The organism is Bradyrhizobium sp. ORS 86 (assembly GCF_045571475.1).
GTDB lineage: Bacteria > Pseudomonadota > Alphaproteobacteria > Rhizobiales > Xanthobacteraceae > Bradyrhizobium.
Genome location: NZ_CP120699.1, coordinates 3,990,508 through 4,006,543, shown reverse-complemented (window position 1 = coordinate 4,006,543; position 16,036 = coordinate 3,990,508). Strand labels below are relative to the sequence as shown.

The 16,036-nt window shown below is 63.7% G+C and carries 12 protein-coding genes and 1 pseudogene; 9 read left to right on the top strand and 4 right to left on the bottom strand.

Going from position 1 to position 16,036, the window contains the following annotated elements; all coding sequences use genetic code 11:
* Positions 1–90: 90 nt before the first annotated feature.
* The 3 genes and pseudogenes from P6U25_RS18450 to P6U25_RS18440 all read right to left on the bottom strand — a co-directional run.
* Positions 91–2,712, bottom strand: a complete 2,622-nt coding sequence (locus tag P6U25_RS18450; protein WP_407146182.1) for an MMPL family transporter — start codon at positions 2,710–2,712, stop codon at positions 91–93.
* 169 nt (positions 2,713–2,881) lie between these two features.
* Positions 2,882–3,334 (bottom strand): GntR family transcriptional regulator, encoded by a 453-nt coding sequence (locus tag P6U25_RS18445; RefSeq protein ID WP_407152553.1) that lies wholly within the window; start codon positions 3,332–3,334, stop codon positions 2,882–2,884.
* Positions 3,335–3,421: 87 nt separating this feature from the next.
* A pseudogene (locus P6U25_RS18440) lies at positions 3,422–3,628 on the bottom strand (GntR family transcriptional regulator); the annotation flags it as partial.
* A 33-nt stretch (positions 3,629–3,661) separates the two neighbouring features.
* On the opposite strand from P6U25_RS18440, the gene P6U25_RS18435 reads away from it, so the two are divergent.
* The 6 genes from P6U25_RS18435 to P6U25_RS18410 are packed head-to-tail and all read left to right on the top strand — an operon-like array spanning position 3,662 to position 9,856.
* Entirely contained in the window at positions 3,662–4,459 is a 798-nt protein-coding gene (locus P6U25_RS18435) for an enoyl-CoA hydratase/isomerase family protein (RefSeq protein ID WP_407146181.1), read from the top strand.
* Positions 4,460–4,470: 11 nt separating this feature from the next.
* Positions 4,471–5,730 carry a CaiB/BaiF CoA transferase family protein gene (locus P6U25_RS18430; protein WP_407146180.1) on the top strand — a complete coding sequence of 420 codons (1,260 nt, stop codon included), beginning with the start codon at positions 4,471–4,473 and terminating at the stop codon, positions 5,728–5,730.
* A gap of 53 nt (positions 5,731–5,783) precedes the next feature.
* A complete protein-coding gene (locus P6U25_RS18425) occupies positions 5,784–6,776 on the top strand; it encodes a Bug family tripartite tricarboxylate transporter substrate binding protein (protein ID WP_407146179.1) in 993 nt (330 codons plus the stop codon).
* Between the two features lie 54 nt (positions 6,777–6,830).
* Positions 6,831–7,313, top strand: coding sequence for a tripartite tricarboxylate transporter TctB family protein (locus tag P6U25_RS18420; protein ID WP_407146178.1), 483 nt, complete (start codon positions 6,831–6,833; stop codon positions 7,311–7,313).
* A gap of 12 nt (positions 7,314–7,325) precedes the next feature.
* The gene (locus P6U25_RS18415) at positions 7,326–8,855 is read left to right on the top strand and encodes a tripartite tricarboxylate transporter permease (RefSeq protein ID WP_407146177.1); all 1,530 of its coding nucleotides are present in this window, start codon (positions 7,326–7,328) and stop codon (positions 8,853–8,855) included.
* Complete coding sequence (locus P6U25_RS18410) at positions 8,852–9,856, top strand: 4-hydroxythreonine-4-phosphate dehydrogenase PdxA (protein ID WP_407146176.1); 1,005 nt, start codon at positions 8,852–8,854, stop codon at positions 9,854–9,856. Before P6U25_RS18415 ends, P6U25_RS18410 begins: the two co-directional genes overlap by 4 nt.
* A gap of 69 nt (positions 9,857–9,925) precedes the next feature.
* Here P6U25_RS18410 and P6U25_RS18405 read toward each other — a convergent pair whose 3' ends face one another.
* The gene (locus P6U25_RS18405) at positions 9,926–10,888 is read right to left on the bottom strand and encodes a lytic transglycosylase domain-containing protein (RefSeq protein WP_407146175.1); all 963 of its coding nucleotides are present in this window, start codon (positions 10,886–10,888) and stop codon (positions 9,926–9,928) included.
* A 467-nt stretch (positions 10,889–11,355) separates the two neighbouring features.
* Between P6U25_RS18405 and P6U25_RS18400 the strand changes: the two genes are divergently transcribed.
* From P6U25_RS18400 to P6U25_RS18390, 3 genes are read left to right on the top strand one after another with little or no spacing between them, the layout of a single operon-like run.
* Positions 11,356–12,375 carry a TRAP transporter substrate-binding protein gene (locus P6U25_RS18400; protein WP_407146174.1) on the top strand — a complete coding sequence of 340 codons (1,020 nt, stop codon included), beginning with the start codon at positions 11,356–11,358 and terminating at the stop codon, positions 12,373–12,375.
* A 22-nt stretch (positions 12,376–12,397) separates the two neighbouring features.
* The gene (locus P6U25_RS18395; RefSeq protein ID WP_407146173.1) at positions 12,398–14,284 is read left to right on the top strand and encodes a TRAP transporter large permease subunit; all 1,887 of its coding nucleotides are present in this window, start codon (positions 12,398–12,400) and stop codon (positions 14,282–14,284) included.
* Between the two features lie 23 nt (positions 14,285–14,307).
* Positions 14,308–15,957, top strand: a complete 1,650-nt coding sequence (locus P6U25_RS18390) for an acyl-CoA synthetase (protein WP_407146172.1) — start codon at positions 14,308–14,310, stop codon at positions 15,955–15,957.
* The last annotated feature ends 79 nt before the right edge of the window (positions 15,958–16,036 follow it).

Genomic DNA, 16,036 nt, shown 5'->3' with positions numbered 1-16,036 from the left:
CACACGCTCACGTCGACGTACTGTTGAGCGTTTTCCTGTCAAGCTTTGTGCGCTTGCGTCCGGTCGTCCAGCCGCTCCGCAAAAATGCGATCACTCCGCGGCCTGATCGAGGTTCTGTCGGGTTTCCTCGAATTCGCTGACCTGCCGCGGTGGCCCCATGAGAACCGGCTGGAACAGCACCGCGGCAGCCATGGTGCAGAGCAGCGCCAGCCCCATCAACTTTCCCATGCTGGACATGCCGGGATAGTTCGACGCCCACATGCTGCCAAATGCGATGGCGTTCGTCATGGCGCTGAATACGACGGCGCGCGTCAGGGCCGACTGCAGCAAGCCAGTCTTCCCGGCGCGCCAAGCCATGATGTAGTAAATCTTGAATGCGACACCGACTCCCAGCAACAGGGGGAGAGCGATGATGTTGGCAAAGTTCAGGGCGAGGCCGCCGAGTACGCAGATCTCGAGAGTGACGGCACCGGCGAGCAGCAGCGGAACGATGGTCAGCAGGACGTCCGTGAATCGTCTCAAAGTGACAAAGAGCAGGACTGAAATCGCGACCAGAGCAAATGCCCCCGCTTCGATAAAGGCGGCCGTGATGGTGCGGCCGCCCTCGTAGTAGGTGATGGCCGCTCCCGCAGCCGTGGGTTCTGCGCTGAGAACCGCTGCGGCAAATTCCTGCAAAACGTGGCTGTCGTTTGGATCGCCTTTGGGGAGCGCCTCGACACGCGCCCTGCCATCGGGCAGCACCCAGTCGCGGAGCAGGTCGGGCGGCAGAGTCTTAATGCTTATCGGCTGAGGAGACATGCCTTGGCGCAATTGTTCGAGGTCGAAGAGCAGCGGTGACACCACGGCGGCTTCGGCCTTCTGGCGCGTGCCGGCGTCCGTCTCGGCGAGACGCGTCAGCAGGGTCGCCACGTTCCTCGCAGCATCCGCGGCGGCGCCTTGTTGGCTTCCGGAGGCTTCCGACAGTGTCTTTGCCGCGTTCCTTATCGAAGCTACGGCCTGCTCGTCGGTTGGAGCGGTGTGATTTCTCGGCGCGAGTGCGGGGCGAAGTCTACCCGACGCCGATCTCAATTCTGCGATCTTGGTATCTTGATCGCTGGGAACATAATTGTTCACCGTGACGGTGCGAGACACTTGCGGGAGCGCATTGAGCCGCGTCGCTGTTGCCGTGGCTTGTTCGATCGACGTTGCCAACACCTCGGCATCGCTGCCGCTGGTTTCCGGATCACTCTGCAATTCTCGATAGGTTACGACAGCCGGAGAATTTGGGCTCTGCAGGTTGACGGGATTGAAGTCGAACGGCAGGTGCAACAACAGCGGAGAAGCCGCGACGACCACGCCGATGGTTGCCACCACAACGGCGATGCGGTGACGCTGTAGGAAATCGTCCAGCGGTCCAAGCGACCTGAAACCGACATGCGCGGCTTCGCCCGGCGGATTGAGCAGAGCCAGCATCGCCGGCACCAGTGTGATGCTGCACGCAAACGCGATCAGCATGCCGCAGCCGGCGATCAATCCGAGTTCGGAGAGACCGCTATAGCTGGTGGGCAGGAATGCGAAGAAGCCGACGGCCGTTGCCGCCGCGGCCAGGGCGAGGGGGGTGCCGACCTTCTTCGCCGCGCTCTCCAGCGCCGGTTGCAACTTGCCGAGGTCGTGCCGCTCGGCGCGATATCGCACGCTGAACTGAATGCCGAAGTCGACGCCAAGCCCCACAAAGAGCACGAAGAACGCGATCGAGATCAGGTTGAACGAGCCGACCATTGCGAGCCCGAGCGCTGCGGTTGTCGCAAGGCCCACGAGCAGGCTGAAGAAGACGGCGGCAATGATCTTCCATGATCGCAGCGCCAACCACAGGGCGATCAGGACCCCCGCCGCGGCGGTGAGCGTGTCGCGCAACGCGCTGTCTCGTATGACCGAAAACTGCTGATCGTCCATGGGGACTTGGCCAGTCAGTTTGACGACAGCGCCAAACTTCTGCTTGAGGTCCAGTTGCGCCGCGGCGTCGTGAATGCCCCGGTCGGCAGCCGATCCCGGCTGCAACTTGGTGAAATCAAGATGGGGCTCGATCTCGAGGAAATGCCGCCGCTCCTCCAGGGATGAGTGATGCCCCTGCAACAGTTCCTTCCAGGAGAAGCTGGCCGGTTTGCCGGACAACACGTCATTGAGGGTTTCGGCAGCCAGCGTGAGGGGCCATTTCAACTGCTCGAGCGTGAGCTGTCCGTGCCGCACTTGATCTGCCGCAAACGTCAGCACGTTCATGACGCCGCGCAGGCTCGGATCCCGCGCGAGTTGGCTCAGGAGCGGCTCCGCCTGGGTCAGGCCAGCGATGGTCCGCCTGACATCAGACGTCGAGCCTAACAGAAGCTGGTTGCGATCGAAGAAATCTCCACTGTCGGGCTGCGCGACTCGCGGAAAGAGGCCGGCATTCTGTTTCAAAGCCTGCGCAAGCGCGTTTGTCGCTTGCTCGGAATTTTCCGGCGTGGACGCGGTTATGACCGCCGAGATGCCCTTCTGCGGAAACGCGCGCATGAAGGCGATCTGTCGCGCGTGCCAAGGCAAGTCCTGCGCGATCAATCGTTCGACGTCAGTGTTGATCGAAAAGCGCGTCACATCGAAGACGGCCGCTGCCGCCATCAACACCACTCCGGCGACGATCACTGCCCAGTGAAATTGGGCGCAGACAGAAACTGTTCTGACGATCGCCGAACGGATCATTACAATCTGCTCAACCGCGTGAGGGGTCCGAGGAACAATGGCAAAACGCGCCGGACCGGCAGATTGTTCGGCCCCCGAACACTAAACTTCCGTTAGGAACTAGGATCGCCAGAGAAGGTTAGGCGACCGCGGCGGGCACGAGCACGCGCAAAGGGTCTAGCAAGGCATCTCACGCGATTTGGCGGGGGAGATCGATTCCGTCCGTGTCTGCGAATCCTGCTTGCAAGACCTCCTCGCGCTTGTGGCGAAGATGGGCGCGCAAGACGTGGGAGAGGCCAACGCCGTCACGGCGCTGGAGCGCGTTGAGAATCGCTTCGTGCTCCTGGACCGCGCGCGCCCAGCGCTGCGACGTCATCGGCGTAACGTAGCGCGCGCGCCGAATGCGCGCCGTTACCGAAGCATAGAGGCCCGTGAGTACGGGATTTCCGGCCGCGGTGACGATGGCTTCATGAATCGCGCGATTACCCCGATAGTACTGGATCAAGTCGCCCTCGCGGTAATGCTGCACCATGGCCGCATGCGTCGCCGCTATCGCGTCGATCTCGCCGTCCGTGATGCGTTCGCAGGCCAATTCGCCGGCGAGCGCCTCGAGGCCCTGGCAGACCTCGAACAGGTCGCGCATGTCGCGGTCCGTCAGCTTTGCCGCGCGTGAGCCGCGATGGGGCAGCAACTGCACGAGGCCTTCGGCGGCGAGCACCTTCAGCGCTTCGCGCAGCGGCGTGCGCGAAATCTCCAGCCGATCGCACAATTCGCGCTCGGGGATCCGCGCGCCCGGAGGGATTTCGCCATCCAGCAGGATGGCGCGAATGCGTCCGACAACCTCCTCGTGAAGCACGGCCAAACCCTTTTTGCATGCAAATTTGAACTTTTCAGCGCGATGGCAGGAATTATAGCTTGAATATTTCGAGTTTTGCATTCAAAAAGACAAAAAGCGACGGGACGTGAGGAAATGGACCTAGAGGTCACAGCGAGCGAAGACCTGGTTTTGGAGCAGCAGGACGGTGTCGGGCGGATTACTTTCAACCGACCGCAGGCGCGCAACGCCTTCACCTTCGCCATGTATGAGCGGCTCGCCGCGATTTGCGAGCAAGCCAATGGCGATCATTCGATCAAGGTGCTTGTGCTGCGCGGCGCCGGCGACAAGGCCTTCGCCTCGGGGACTGACATCAACCAGTTCCGCGAATTCAAGGCGCCGCAGGACGCACTCGACTACGAGAACCGGATCGATCGCGTGCTGACCACGCTCGAGCAGTGTCGGGTCCCGACAATCGCAGCGATCAACGGGTTTTGCACCGGCGGAGGCGCAGGCATTGCCGCTGCCTGCGACCTGCGGATCGGCACGAAAAGTACCAAGATCGGATTTCCCATCGCCCGGACACTCGGCAACTGCCTGTCGATGTCCAATATCAGCCGTCTCATCGCGCTCATTGGCGCCGCGCGTGTCAAGGATCTGATCTTCACTGCACGGCTGATCGATGCCACCGAGGCCGCAAGCCTGGGACTGCTGGGCGAGGTCGTCGACGATGTTGCGGCGCTCGACCAGCGTGCGCAAGAAGTCGCCCGGCTGATGGCCGGTCACGCGCCGCTGACATTGAACGCAACCAAGCAGGCGGTGGCCCGCCTGCAAAAGCGGCTGACGCGGGACGAGGGCGAAGACCTCATCCTGATGTGCTACACGAGCCAGGATTTTCGCGAAGGGCTCGATGCTTTCCTCAACAAGCGCGCGCCGCAGTGGCGCGGTCAATAGGGCAGGCGCCGATGCCAAGCGATCGATCGCAATCCACCTCTCGCCGTTCGGGACCGCTTGCCGGCCTCAAGGTCATCGATCTCACCCATGTGATGGCGGGCCCGACCTGCACGCTGATGCTCGCCGACATGGGCGCGGATGTCATCAAGATCGAGAAATGGCCGAACGGTGATGACACACGCCACTCGGTGCCGCCGAAGATCGGCGACGAGGCGGCTTCCTTCCTGATGATGAACCGCAACAAGCGCGGCATCGTGCTGGACCTCAAGACCGATGGCGGCAAGCGGGTGCTGCGGCGCCTGATCGCGAGCGCCGACGTGTTGGTCGAAAATTTCGCGCCTGGCGCGATGGAGCGCCTGGGCTTCGGCTATGAAGAGCTGCACAAGGAATATCCGGCGCTGATCTATTGCTCGTTGTCGGGCTTTGGCCGCACCGGCCCGTACAAGCATCGCAGGGGATTCGATCTGGTGGCGCAGGCGATGAGCGGCATCATGAGCTTTACCGGCGAGCGTCCCGACGGGCCGCCGGTGAAATGCGGTCCGCCATTGTCCGATATCACCGCGGGGCTGCTCGCGAGCATGGGAATTCTGGCCGCCTATACCCACCGCCTGAAGACCGGCGAGGGGCAATGGGTCGAGACGTCGCTTTATGAAGCGGCCCTGGTGCAGACTTACTGGCAATCGACCATCGCACTTGCCGCAGGCACCGCGCCGCGCGCAATGGGCTCGGCGCATCCGCTTAACGCGCCCTATCAGGCCTTTGAGGCGTCCGACGGCTGGCTCGTGGTCGGCGGCGCCAACAAGAAGCACTGGCTGCTGATGCTGGAAGCGCTCGGCGCCACCGAACTCGCCGCCGATCCGCGCTTCGTGACCGGCGCCGACCGCATGGCGAATCTGAAGGAGCTCGAGGCTGTCTTGAGCGAACGCTTCCGCACCAGGCCGCGATCGCATTGGCTCGCGGTGCTCGACGAGAAGGGCGTACCGTGCGGACCCGTGCACGACATGCTGCAGGCGCTGAGCGATCCGCAGACGCTGGCGCGCGAAATGGTCGTCGAGGTCGAGCATTCCACGCTCGGCCCTGTGAAGACGATCGGTCTTCCCGTCAAATTCTCGCAGACGCCGGGCAAGGTGCAGTCAGGCGCCCCGGTTTATGGCGAGCATACGCGCGCGGTGCTGGCCGAGCATGGGTTCGATACAGAGCAAATCGAAGCGCTCGAGAAAGAAGGCGCAATCGTTTCGGCGTCCGGGAAGGGGAAGCAGCGCGTCGCCTAGCGGACATCGATACGACCGACCAGAACAACAGAAAAGATCAGCCGGAGGAGATCATGCGTCGGACATCAACACTTCTGCTTGCCGCGGCTGCAGCGGCGCTCGCCGGTACGATGCCGGCGCGTGCCGCCTGGCAACCGCAAAAGCCGATCGAGTTCGTGGCCACGGCCGGGCCGGGCGGCGGGACCGACAATCTCGCCCGTGCGGTGCAGAACATCATCACCAAGTACAAGCTCACCGATCAGCCGATCGTCGTCGTCAACAAGGGCGGCGGCAGCGGTGCTGAAGGCTATGTTTATGGCAAGGCCTCTGCGGGCGACCCCTACAAGGTGATCTTCGGCACGTCGAATGCCTGGCAGCAGCCGCTCGTCTCCAAGGTCGCTTTCAACTATACCGATCTCACCCCGATCGCGGCGATGGCGCAGGACGAGTTCCTGCTCTGGGTCAAGCAGGACGCGCCCTACAAGACGGCAGGGGACTACCTTAAAGCGGCAGCATCGGGCGACTTCAAAATGGGCGGCGCGCAGTCGAAGGATACCGACGAGGTGCTGACCCGCATGATCGAGAAGGTCGGTCACGTCAAGCTGACCTACATTCCCTTCAAGAGCGGCGCGGAAGCCGCCGTGCAGCTCGCAGGCGGGCACATCGACTCTCACGTCAACAATCCCAGCGAGAGCCTCGGGCAATGGCGCGGCGGCACGCAGCGGCCGCTCTGCGCTTTCAGCCCCAAGCGGCTGCCACAGGGTGCCAAGGTCACGGCGACAGAAGGTTGGAGCGACGTGCCGACCTGCGTCGAGCAGGGGCTCGACATCAAGCAGTACGAGCAGCCGCGTACGGTGTGGCTGCCCGGCAAGGTCACGCCCGATCAGACTGCGTTCTACATCGACCTCATGAAGAAGGTGCAGGCCACGCCGGAATGGAAGGACTACATCGAGAAAACCTCCCAGGTCGATACGTTCCTGACCGGGCCCGACCTCGACAAGTTCATCAAGCAGGACATTGAGCACGTCAAGCAGGTCGCGAGCGAGCAGGGCTGGCTCGTCAAGTAGTCGGACGTCCACGCGCCATGATGCCCTGTTGTCTCGCGCCACCAGGAGCCCTTGATGATATCGCGCCGCGCTCTTGAGCTTGCGACTGCCGTCCTCACCGGTGGTTTCGGTGTGGCAGTCGTCGTCTCCAGCCTCGACAACGGCATCGGCTGGTCGACTGCGGGCGTGGACGCCGGCACGTTTCCGTTCCTGACCGGCATCATCATCGTGCTCGGGAGCCTCTACAACCTGGTGCGCGGTGTCCTGCCGGCGGCGACGCCCGCAAGCGTGCCCGTCGCCGTCACGCCGCTCGAGCTGCGCCGGCTTGCCGGGCTGTTCGTGCCGGCCGCGCTTTTCGTCGCCGCGATCCCATTGCTCGGGATGTATCTTGCCTCGGCGCTGTATGTGTTCGCGGTGCTTGCGGTCCCCCGGCAGCAATCCGTGCCCATGGCGCTGGTCATGGCGGCGGCGACGGCGCTCGCGCTCTACGTCGTGTTCGAGCGCATGTTCCAGGTGACGCTGCCGCACGGCGCGCTCGCCGCGGCGCTCGGGTTCTGAAGGGGAGGACCGATGGACAATCTCCAGGAACTCCTGCACGGCTTTACCATCGCGGTCACCGTGCCACATCTGGTCCTGATGGCGGCCGGTGTGCTGCTCGGCATTCTGGTCGGCGTGCTGCCGGGGCTGGGCGCGCCGAACGGCGTGTCGCTGCTCCTGCCGCTGACCTTCGGCATGCAGCCGGTTTCGGCGATCATCCTGCTCTCCAGCATGTATTGGGGCGCGCTGTTCGGCGGCTCCGTGACGTCGATCCTGTTCAACATTCCGGGAGAGCCGTCGTCGGTTGCGACCACCTTTGATGGCTACCCGATGGCGCGCGACGGCCGCCCGACGACGGCGCTTGCCACCGCGTTCGGCTCGGCGGCGTTCGGCGCGCTGGTCGGCGTCATTCTGATCACTTTCCTCGCCTCGTGGGTGGCGCAGGTCGCGCTCGCTTTTGGGCCGCCGGAATATTTCGCGGTGTACTTCCTCGCTTTCGCGAGCTTCGTCGGCATGGGCGGCGCGGCACCGATCAAGACCGTGGTGGCACTCGCGATCGGGTTTGCGATCGCCGCGATCGGGATTGACACCGTGTCCGGCAGCGTGCGCCTCACCATGGGCATCGACGAACTGGTCAAGGGCGTGAGCTTCGTCGTCGCGGTGATGGGACTGTTCGGCATCGGCGAGCTGCTGGTTGCGGTCGAGGAGGAGTTTCATGCCCGCGCCGTTTCGTCGAAGATCGATTGGCGTGAGGTGCTTCGAGCGGTCGCCCGGCTGCCTCGACACGGCGTGGCGTTGCTGCGCAGTGCTGCGATCGGATGTTGGATGGGGATTACGCCGGGCGGTCCGACCGCGGCGTCCTTCATGAGCTACGGCATCGCCCGCCGCTTCTCGCGCCGTGGCCGCCATTTCGGCACCGGCGAGGTCGAAGGCATCATTTCGCCGGAGACGGCCGATCATGCCGCCGGGACCAGCGCGCTGCTGCCAATGCTCTCGCTCGGCATTCCCGGCTCGGCCACCGCGGCCGTCATGATGGGGGGCCTGATGATCTGGGGCCTCAATCCCGGGCCGATGCTGTTCGTCGATCAGAAGGATTTCGTCTGGGGCCTGATTGCCTCGATGTATGTCGGCAATATCGTGGCGGTCGCGCTGGTGCTGCTGACCGTTCCGGTCTTTGCCGCCCTGATGCGGATTCCCTTCGTCGTGATCGCGCCGCTGATCGTGATCATCTGCGTCGTCGGTGCGTATTCGGTGTCGAACTCATATCTCGACGTGGTCATGATGCTCGGCTTCGGCATCCTCGGCTATCTCTTCAAGAAACTGTTCTATCCGCTGGCGCCGCTCGTGCTCGCGATCGTCATCGGCGACAAGGCCGAGGACGCGTTCCGGCAATCGATGCTGATGTCCAAGGGATCGCTCGGGATATTCTTTGCAAACCGGCTGGTGACGTGCCTGATCGTAGCCGGCATCGCGCTGCTGCTGCTTCCGCTCGCGCTTCAGCTCGCCCGCGTCTGGCGCAAGCCCACCGCCGAGACGACCAGCCAGGAGAAGGTGATCATATGACTGCAAAGCCCCTCGTTGCGTTGGCAATGGGAGATCCCGCCGGCATCAGCCCGGAGCTGACGGCGAAGCTCGTGGCGCTGGATGACCTCCGTGCCCGCACTCGGCTGGTTGTCATCGGTGACCGCCGCATCTTCGATGAGGGCGCGCGCGTCGCCGGCGTTACGCCGGAGCTGACGACGGTGGAGCAGGGCGCCGACTTTCGTGCGGCGAGGGGCGAGGTGCTCTTCGTCGACCTCGGCCATCTTGATCCGGCCGAAATCGAGCAAGGGATTGCTAGCCTTGCCGGCGGCAAATTCGCGCTGACGAACTACCGGCATGCGCTGGAGTTCGGCCGGGACGGGCGTGTCGACGCCGTTTGCTTTACACCGTTCAACAAGCAGGCAATGCGCTTGGCCCGCGCCGACTACGACGACGAGATCGCGTTCTCCGCCGAGGTGGCCGGGCTCAAGACGCCGGCGAGCGAGTTCAACGTGCTGGGTGAACTCTGGAACGCGCGTGTCACCTCGCACATCCCGCTCAAGGATGTGGCCGGGCGGCTCTCCACCGAACGCATCCATCGCGCGCTCCGGTTGACCGATGCCTGCATGCGCAACGCCGGCTTCGCCAGGCCGCGCATTGCGGTCGCGGGGCTCAATCCGCACGCCGGCGACGGCGGCAATTTTGGCCGCGAGGAGATCGACGTCATCGCGCCCGCCGTCGCGGCCGGCAAGCACGACGGCATTGCCGCCGAGGGGCCGTTTCCCGCCGACACGGTGTTTTTGCGTGCCAGGGCCGGCGCCTTCGATGCGGTGCTGACGATGTATCACGACCAGGGCCAGATCGCGATGAAGCTGATGGGCTTCGACCGCGGCGTGACCTTGCTCGGCGGTTTTCCGTTTCCAATCTGCACTCCCGCGCACGGCACGGCCTACGACATTGCGGGCCGAGGGATCGCATCAGTCAGCGCGAGCCAGGCGGCAGTTCGCCTGGCGGCGGACATGGTCAAATCTGCGCTTGCCTGAGGCGACCATGCTTCCAAGCGCGTCTCCGGATTCATCGTGCCGGATCATGCGCTCGGGATGCGGCCCAACTCAGTTTCGCAGCGCTTCACAGTAGGTCCCGGCTGCTCGCAGCGCCTCACATAGCCGCTTGGCCCCGGACTGGGTGTCCTCGCCAACCCGTACCCGCGCTGCGCCCATCTGGCCCAAGATTCCGCGTACAACCACCTGAGGTTCGCGGTCGCCAATGATCGCGGCGTATTTCGGCTGCCATTCGCGGTAGCGGTCAAGGGCCTTTGCTGGTGTCGGCGCACCGACGACCTCCACACCCCATGGTTTGGGATCCGGCTTGGGTTCAAGCGACATCATCCCGGCTGTATCGCACGGCAGCCCCATGATGGACGGCATATTCGCTGGACCGGACTGGCCTTCGGCCCATTCGTCGACATTATGTCCGGTAATAATTCGCACGTAGGAGCGCGTCTCCAGCGGAAGCGGCCGGTGGCGGCCGAGCCATTCATGGACCCGGGCAGGTCCGGCGTTGTAGGCGGCGGCGGCAAGGCCAAGATTGCCAAATTCATTGCGCAGGTTGCGCAACAGATCACCGGATTTCGTTATTGCTTCCAGCGGATCGAATGGATTTTCAAGCCCGCTCGATCTTGCCGTTGTCGGCATGAACTGAGCTATGCCCTGTGCACCTTTCGGGCTAATCGCGTCCGGCTTGAAGCGACTTTCCTGCCAGATGAGGCGGGTGAAGAAATCGACTGGCAGAGCCCTGGTCGCCGCTGCCGCGGCGAGTGCCTGACAAAGTGTTGGCGGCTGCGCTGGAGTGGGCTGGGCCGGCCCGCGATCCAGTTGCGGTTGCTGACCTGGGTCCGATCGGTCATTTCCGGCGGAGGGCTGCTCCTGCACGACCGGTGAATGATGCGCAGCGTCGGATGCGAGTGCGGCCGGAGTCATAGCTGCCAAGGCGGCATATGCGAGAACTCTGAGCAGGAAGTTGGAACCTCGGCCAAAGCCGCCAGGCGTTGAAATTTGACCGAGCTCGAACCTCATGGCGAAAGCCCTCGCGTGGCCTGCGCACAACGCCGGGACAGTGGCGCGGTTCCGTCTCGATCGATCCCGATTTGAGCGTGAGCGATTGCCGCAAGAGCCTGTTGGATCGGGCTTGCGCGGCAGAGCAGGCAAGGTCGAACCGACTGGAGGATTGGCTGCCTTTAATTCGCATAAGGTATATTATGGAATATTTATATCTACAATTAGATCAGATATTTAGCGAGACTTCCTCGCACTGGATCGCATCTGGTGAGATCGCGCCGTGCCGAATGCCAAGCTCATCGCGCCCCTTGCGGGCTGCACGTCGATCCGCCGTGATCGATCCTCGTCTGAAAGCCGATATTGCCGCGGCGTACGGACGCTGCAATAAGCGCGGCCTGAGCCGAGATCGCTGGTGACCCCGCGGCATCAGGTCCGTATAGGATGGCATCTCAGAACAACAACAAGCCTCTCCGAGGGAGAAACCGATGAGCTTTTCACGACGCACGCTGCTGAAGGTCTCCGCCGCTTCCGCCGTTCTGGGCGGAATTGGCGCCCCGTACGTTGCGCGCGCCCAGACGGCCGAGTTCAGCTACAAGTTCGCCAACAACCTGCCGGAATCGCATCCGTTCGTGGCGCGCGCCCGGGAGATGGCCGCGGCGATCAAGACCGAGACCAACGGCCGGTTCGACCTGCAGGTGTTCCCGAACAGCCAGCTCGGTTCCGATACCGACATGCTGAGCCAGGTGCGGTCTGGCGGTGTCGAGTTCTTCACGCTGTCCGGCTTGATCCTGGCAACCCTGGTGCCGGCGGCCTCGATCAATGGCATCGGCTTCGCATTCCCTGATTATCCGACGGTCTGGAAGGCCATGGACGGCGACCTCGGCGCCTATGTGCGCGGCGAGATCAACAAGGCCGGGCTCGAGGTCATGGAGAAGATCTGGGACAACGGCTTCCGCCAGACCACGTCGTCGACCAAGCCGATCAACGGCCCGGATGACCTGAAGGGCTTCAAGATCCGCGTGCCGGTGTCGCCGTTGTGGACCTCGATGTTCAAGGCGTTCGACGCATCGCCCGCCTCAATCAATTTCAGCGAGGTCTATTCTGCGCTCCAGACCAAGATCGTCGAGGGCCAGGAAAATCCGCTGGCGCTGATCTCGGCAGCGAAGCTGTACGAGGTGCAGAAATACTGTTCGCTGACCAACCATATGTGGGACGGCTTCTGGTTCCTGATGAACCGTCGCGCCTGGCAGGCGCTGCCGGACGATATCCGCACCGTCGTCGCCAAGCATGTCAACGCCGCAGCAGTCAAGGAGCGCGAAGACACCGAGAAGCTCAATGCGTCGGTCCAGAAGGAGCTCGCCGGCAAGGGACTCGTCTTCAATCAGCCGGCCGTGGCGCCATTCCGCGACAAGCTGCGCGCCGCCGGCTTCTACGCCGAATGGAAGGGCAAGTATGGCGAGAAGGCCTGGGAGCTGCTCGAGAAGTCGGTCGGCAAACTGTCCTGATCAATAGAACGGGAGGCTCGCCATGGCTCATGTCGAGATGACGCCGGCCGTGGCCGGCGAGGCGGCGTCGCAGTCCCCTCGCCGCCGCTCCGTCCTCGGTTCCATCGATATTGCTCTTGGCCTTCTGGTGGAGATCCCGGCGGCGACCCTGGTCGTCGCCGAGGTCATCATCCTGTTCGCGGGCGTGATCGCGCGCTACGTGCTGCACGCGCCGCTGATCTGGTCGGACGAGCTGGCGTCAATCCTGTTCCTGTGGCTTGCGATGCTCGGCTCGGCGGTGGCGCTGCGCCGCGGCGAGCATATGCGCATGACGGTGATGGTGGCCAATGCCAAGCCGGCCATGCGGGCCTATCTCGACGTCGTCGCGACCTGCGCCGCGCTGGCTTTCCTGATCCTGATCGTGCGGCCGGCGTACGAATATGCCTACGAGGAAAGCTTCATCACCACGCCGGCGCTGCAGATTTCCAACACCTGGCGCGCGGCGGCGCTGCCGATTGGCACCGGCCTGATGGCACTGTTCGCGCTGCTCCGGCTGGCGCGCGTCGGTGACGTCAAGGCCCTGCTGTTGGCCGTGATCACGGTTGCCGCGCTGATTGCCCTGTTCTGGTTCGCACAGCCCGTGTTACGGCCCCTCGGCAATCTCAACCTCATTATCTTCTTCGTCGGCGTGGTCGGCTTCTGCGTCTTCGCCGGTGTGCCGATCGGCTTTGCCTTCGGCATGGCCGTCTTGGGCTATCTGGCGCTGACGACGCGGACCCCGCTGATGGTGCTGGTCGGCCGGATGGACGAGGGCATGAGCCACCTGATCCTGCTCGCGGTGCCGCTGTTCGTCTTCCTCGGCCTCCTGATCGAGATGACCGGCATGGCGCGGGCCATGGTCGCGTTTCTGGCGAGCCTGCTCGGGCATGTGCGCGGCGGCCTGCACTATGTGCTGGTCGGCGCCATGTACCTGGTCTCGGGCATTTCCGGATCGAAGGCCGCCGACATGGCAGCGGTGGCGCCGGTGCTGTTTCCGGAAATGAAGCAACGCGGCGCCAAGCCCGGCGATCTCGTCGCCCTACTCGCCGCTACCGGCGCGCAGACCGAAACCATTCCGCCGAGCCTCGTGCTGATCACCATCGGCTCGGTGACCGGTGTCTCGATATCGGCGCTGTTCACCGGCGGCCTGCTGCCGGGCGTCGTGCTCGCGATCACTCTCTCGGCGCTGGTGTGGTGGCGCTACCGTGGCGAGGACCTCAGCCACGTGCAGCGCGCCAAGCCGAGCGAAATCGGGCGCGCCTTCGTGTTCGCCCTGCCCGCGTTGGCCTTGCCCTTCGTGATCCGCTATGCGGTGGTCGAAGGGATCGCGACTGCGACCGAGGTGTCGACCATCGGCATCGTCTATGCCTTCGTAATCGGCCTTCTGATCTACCGTCAGTTCAACTGGCGGCGGCTGTTGCCGATGCTGGTCGAGACGGCGTGCCTGTCGGGGGCGATCCTGTTCATCATCGGCGCGGCCACCGGCATGGCCTGGGGCCTGACCCAGTCGGGCTTTTCGCGGGCGCTGGCAGCATCGATGACCGGCTTGCCCGGGGGCTCTGCGACCTTCATCGCGGTTTCGATCCTGGCCTTCGTCATCCTTGGCAGCGTGCTCGAGGGCATTCCGGCGATCGTGCTGTTTGGGCCGCTGTTGTTCCCGATCGCCCACGCCGTCGGCGTCCACGAGGTGCACTACGCCATGATCATCATCCTGGCGATGGGTATCGGATTGTTCGCACCGCCGTTCGGCGTCGGCTATTATGCCGCTTGCGCCATTGGGCGCGTCGATCCGGCCGAAGGCATCCGGCCGATCTGGGGTTACATGCTGGCGCTGTTGATCGGCCTGATCATTGTCGCCATCTTCCCATGGATTTCGATCGGCTTCCTGTAAGTACCTTGCGATTGGACAGAGCCATGAGTGGAGCTCAAAACCAGTACTCAATCGGATTGGACAAGACGCCGGCCAATTACGTGCCGCTGACACCGCTGAGTTTCCTGGCACGCTCGGCCGCTGTCTATCCCGACCATGTCAGCGCGGTCTATGAAGGTCGCAGCTTCACCTGGAAGCAGACTTACGAGCGCTGCAAGCGGTTTGCGTCCTATCTGGCCGGACAGGGCATCGGATATGGCGACACCGTCGCGGCGATGCTGCCGAACGTCCCGGCGATGAACGAGCTGCATTTTGCCGTGCCGATGGCCGGCGCGGTGCTGAACGCGCTGAACATCCGCCTGGACGCGCCGTCGATCGCGTTCCAGCTCGACCATGGCGGCGCCAGGATCATCCTCGTCGATCCCGAATTCTCCGATGTGATCGCCGAAGCCTTGTCGCTGATGAAGGGCCCTAAGCCGTTCGTGATCGACGTCGACGATGCGGCCTTCGCCGGCAGCAAACGGATCGGCGAGATCGAATACGAGGCAGCGGTCGCCATCGGTGACCCTGCTTTCGGGGAACGGCTGCCGGCCGATGAATGGGACGCGATCGCGCTGAGCTACACCTCGGGCACCACGGGCAATCCCAAGGGCGTGGTGACTCACCATCGCGGCGCCTATCTGAACGCCGTCAGCAACATCCTGGCCGGCAATCTCGGTCAGCATCCGGTTTATCTCTGGACGCTGCCGATGTTCCACTGCAACGGCTGGTGCTTCCCCTGGACCGTCGCGGCCACGGCTGGCGTCAATGTCTGCCTGCGCAAGGTCGATCCGGCAAAGATATTTGAATTGATCGCCGGGCACGGCGTTACCCACATGTGCGGCGCGCCGATCGTCTACAACACGCTGATCAACGCGCCGAACGCGCCCGCGGACAGCAAGGCAAGGCCTGTCATCGGACTGATCGCAGGCGCGGCGCCGCCGGTCGCCGTGCTCGAAGGCGCCGAGCGTATTGGCATCAGGCTGACCCATGTCTACGGCCTGACCGAGGTCTATGGCCCCGCCTCGGTCTGCGCAGAGCAGCCGGGCTGGGACGGGCTTTCAGCCGACCAGCGCGCGCAACTGAAGCGGCGCCAGGGCGTGTCGTATCCGCTGCAGGAAGGCGTCACGGTGCTCGATCCTGAGACGATGCGCGAGGTGCCGCGCGACGGCCAGACCATTGGCGAGGTCATGTTTCGCGGCAACATCGTGATGAAGGGGTACTTGAAGAACGAGAAGGCAACTCAGGAAGCTTTTGCCGGCGGCTGGTTTCACACCGGCGATCTCGGTGTGCTGGACGAGCACGGCTACGTCATCATCAAGGACCGCTCCAAGGACATCATCATCTCCGGCGGCGAGAACGTCTCCTCCGTCGAGGTCGAGGACATCCTCTACAAGCATCCGGCCGTGCTGTTCGCGGCCGTCGTCGCCAAGCCCGACGCAAAGTGGGGCGAAGTGCCCTGCGCTTTCATCGAGCTGAAGGCGGGCGCGAAGGCGACCGAGGCCGAGATCATCGCCTATTGCCGCGAGCACATGTCGGGCTTCAAGACACCCAAGTCAGTGGTGTTCGGCGTGATCCCGAAGACCTCGACCGGCAAGATCCAGAAATTCCTGCTGCGCAACGAGGTCGGGTCCGCTAAGGCGATCTCGGCCTGAGTCTCATTGCGCGCCGACGGGTCGCGCATCCCCGAAGCAACCCATCGCCTCCGCGCCCACGGATCGATGGATTGCTTCG

Bases quoted from the DNA above. Each gene is read 5' to 3' on its own strand.
- P6U25_RS18450 (WP_407146182.1), bottom strand. From the start codon at position 2,712: ATGATCCGTTCGGCGATCGTCAGAACAGTTTCTGTCTGCGCCCAATTT.
- P6U25_RS18445 (WP_407152553.1), bottom strand. From the start codon at position 3,334: ATGCGCGACCTGTTCGAGGTCTGCCAGGGCCTCGAGGCGCTCGCCGGC.
- P6U25_RS18435 (WP_407146181.1), top strand. From the start codon at position 3,662: ATGGACCTAGAGGTCACAGCGAGCGAAGACCTGGTTTTGGAGCAGCAG.
- P6U25_RS18430 (WP_407146180.1), top strand. From the start codon at position 4,471: ATGCCAAGCGATCGATCGCAATCCACCTCTCGCCGTTCGGGACCGCTT.
- P6U25_RS18425 (WP_407146179.1), top strand. From the start codon at position 5,784: ATGCGTCGGACATCAACACTTCTGCTTGCCGCGGCTGCAGCGGCGCTC.
- P6U25_RS18420 (WP_407146178.1), top strand. From the start codon at position 6,831: ATGATATCGCGCCGCGCTCTTGAGCTTGCGACTGCCGTCCTCACCGGT.
- P6U25_RS18415 (WP_407146177.1), top strand. From the start codon at position 7,326: ATGGACAATCTCCAGGAACTCCTGCACGGCTTTACCATCGCGGTCACC.
- P6U25_RS18410 (WP_407146176.1), top strand. From the start codon at position 8,852: ATGACTGCAAAGCCCCTCGTTGCGTTGGCAATGGGAGATCCCGCCGGC.
- P6U25_RS18405 (WP_407146175.1), bottom strand. From the start codon at position 10,888: ATGAGGTTCGAGCTCGGTCAAATTTCAACGCCTGGCGGCTTTGGCCGA.
- P6U25_RS18400 (WP_407146174.1), top strand. From the start codon at position 11,356: ATGAGCTTTTCACGACGCACGCTGCTGAAGGTCTCCGCCGCTTCCGCC.
- P6U25_RS18395 (WP_407146173.1), top strand. From the start codon at position 12,398: ATGGCTCATGTCGAGATGACGCCGGCCGTGGCCGGCGAGGCGGCGTCG.
- P6U25_RS18390 (WP_407146172.1), top strand. From the start codon at position 14,308: ATGAGTGGAGCTCAAAACCAGTACTCAATCGGATTGGACAAGACGCCG.